1 rRNA gene is annotated in these 3,084 nt (G+C 51.8%); it reads left to right on the top strand.

The window, feature by feature from the left end:
* The first annotated feature begins 102 nt into the window (after nt 1-102).
* Nucleotides 103-3,039: ribosomal RNA gene (locus tag IE222_RS26055) — 23S ribosomal RNA — on the top strand.
* The last annotated feature ends 45 nt before the right edge of the window (nt 3,040-3,084 follow it).

The following is a 3,084-nucleotide window of genomic DNA, read 5'->3' as shown; positions in this document are numbered from 1 at the left end:
CGTTCTTTGAAAACTAGATAATCGTAAGAAGAAGTAACCAAGAAAGAACCGAGTAATCGCCATTTTAGTTTTTCTCTCTAATTTTAGAGTAAAAACCTTTTAGGTTAAGTTAGAAAGGGCGCACGGTGGATGCCTTGGCACTAGGAGCCGATGAAGGACGGGACTAACACCGATATGCTTCGGGGAGCTGTAAGTAAGCTTTGATCCGGAGATTTCCGAATGGGGGAACCCGCTGCTCGTAATGGAGCAGTATCTTTACCTGAATACATAGGGTATTGAAGGCAGACCCGGGGAACTGAAACATCTAAGTACCCGGAGGAAGAGAAAGCAAACGCGATTCCCTAAGTAGCGGCGAGCGAAACGGGAACAGCCCAAACCGAAAGGCTTGCCTTTCGGGGTTGTAGGACACTCAACATGGAGTTACAAAGGAACGGGGTAGATGAAGCGACCTGGAAAGGTCCGCAATAGAAGGTAAAAGCCCTGTAGTCGAAACTTCGTTCCCTCCTGAGTGGATCCTGAGTACGGCCGGACACGTGAAATCCGGTCGGAAGCAGGGAGGACCATCTCCCAAGGCTAAATACTCCCTAGTGACCGATAGTGAACCAGTACCGTGAGGGAAAGGTGAAAAGCACCCCGGAAGGGGAGTGAAAGAGATCCTGAAACCGTGTGCCTACAAGTAGTCAAAGCCCGTTCATGGGTAATGGCGTGCCTTTTGTAGAATGAACCGGCGAGTTACGATTGCATGCAAGGTTAAGTTGAAGAGACGGAGCCGCAGCGAAAGCGAGTCTGAATAGGGCGTACTTTAGTATGTAGTCGTAGACCCGAAACCAGGTGATCTACCCATGTCCAGGGTGAAGTCCAGGTAACACTGGATGGAGGCCCGAACCCACGCACGTTGAAAAGTGCGGGGATGAGGTGTGGGTAGCGGAGAAATTCCAATCGAACTTGGAGATAGCTGGTTCTCTCCGAAATAGCTTTAGGGCTAGCCTCACATTGTTAGAGTCTTGGAGGTAGAGCACTGTTTGGACTAGGGGCCCTCATCGGGTTACCGAATTCAGACAAACTCCGAATGCCAAAGACTTATCTGTGGGAGTCAGACTGCGAGTGATAAGATCCGTAGTCAAAAGGGAAACAGCCCAGACCACCAGCTAAGGTCCCAAAGTATACGTTAAGTGGAAAAGGATGTGGAGTTGCTTAGACAACCAGGATGTTGGCTTAGAAGCAGCCACCATTTAAAGAGTGCGTAATAGCTCACTGGTCGAGTGACTCTGCGCCGAAAATGTACCGGGGCTAAACGTATCACCGAAGCTGTGGATTGACACCGTTGGTGTCAGTGGTAGGAGAGCGTTCTAAGGGCGTTGAAGCTGGACCGTAAGGACTGGTGGAGCGCTTAGAAGTGAGAATGCCGGTATGAGTAGCGAAAGATGAGTGAGAATCTCATCCACCGAATGCCTAAGGTTTCCTGAGGAAGGCTCGTCCGCTCAGGGTTAGTCGGGACCTAAGCCGAGGCCGAAAGGCGTAGGCGATGGACAACAGGTTGATATTCCTGTACCACCACATAATCGTTTGAGTGATGGGGGGACGCAGGAGGATAGGGTAAGCGCGCTGCTGGTTATGCGCGTCTAAGCAGTTAGGCTGAGAAGTAGGAAAATCCGCTTCTCGTGAAGGCTGAGCTGTGACAGCGAGGGAATTATAGTACCGAAGTTCCTGATTCCACACTGCCAAGAAAAGCCTCTAGCGAGATTATTGGTGCCCGTACCGCAAACCGACACAGGTAGGCGAGGAGAGAATCCTAAGGTGAGCGAGAGAACTCTCGTTAAGGAACTCGGCAAAATGACCCCGTAACTTCGGGAGAAGGGGTGCTTATTGAGGTGCATAGCCTCGATGAGCCGCAGTGAATAGGCCCAGGCGACTGTTTAGCAAAAACACAGGTCTCTGCGAAGCCGCAAGGCGAAGTATAGGGGCTGACGCCTGCCCGGTGCTGGAAGGTTAAGAGGAGGGGTTAGCTCACGCGAAGCTCTGAATCGAAGCCCCAGTAAACGGCGGCCGTAACTATAACGGTCCTAAGGTAGCGAAATTCCTTGTCGGGTAAGTTCCGACCCGCACGAAAGGCGTAACGATCTGGGCACTGTCTCAACGAGAGACTCGGTGAAATTATAGTACCTGTGAAGATGCAGGTTACCCGCGACAGGACGGAAAGACCCCATGGAGCTTTACTGTAGCCTGATATTGAATTTTGGTACAGCTTGTACAGGATAGGTAGGAGCCTGAGAAGCCGGAGCGCCAGCTTCGGTGGAGGCGTCGGTGGGATACTACCCTGGCTGTATTGAAATTCTAACCCGCACCCCTTATCGGGGTGGGAGACAGTGTCAGGTGGGCAGTTTGACTGGGGCGGTCGCCTCCTAAAATGTAACGGAGGCGCCCAAAGGTTCCCTCAGAATGGTTGGAAATCATTCGCAGAGTGTAAAGGCACAAGGGAGCTTGACTGCGAGACCTACAAGTCGAGCAGGGACGAAAGTCGGGCTTAGTGATCCGGTGGTTCCGCATGGAAGGGCCATCGCTCAACGGATAAAAGCTACCCTGGGGATAACAGGCTTATCTCCCCCAAGAGTCCACATCGACGGGGAGGTTTGGCACCTCGATGTCGGCTCATCGCATCCTGGGGCTGTAGTCGGTCCCAAGGGTTGGGCTGTTCGCCCATTAAAGCGGTACGCGAGCTGGGTTCAGAACGTCGTGAGACAGTTCGGTCCCTATCCGTCGTGGGCGCAGGAAATTTGAGAGGAGCTGTCCTTAGTACGAGAGGACCGGGATGGACGCACCGCTGGTGTACCAGTTGTCTTGCCAAAGGCATCGCTGGGTAGCTATGTGCGGACGGGATAAGTGCTGAAAGCATCTAAGCATGAAGCCCCCCTCAAGATGAGATTTCCCATAGCGTCAAGCTAGTAAGATCCCTGAAAGATGATCAGGTTGATAGGTCAGAGGTGGAAGCATGGTGACATGTGGAGCTGACTGATACTAATCGATCGAGGACTTAACCAAGTCAAATGATTCAAGCGAACTCGTTCTTCATGATACTTCTTCTAT

The sequence above is a fragment of the Neobacillus kokaensis genome (assembly GCF_014656545.1).
GTDB classification, from domain to species: domain Bacteria; phylum Bacillota; class Bacilli; order Bacillales; family Cytobacillaceae; genus Neobacillus; species Neobacillus kokaensis.
This window is presented reverse-complemented; position numbering and strand designations above follow the sequence as displayed.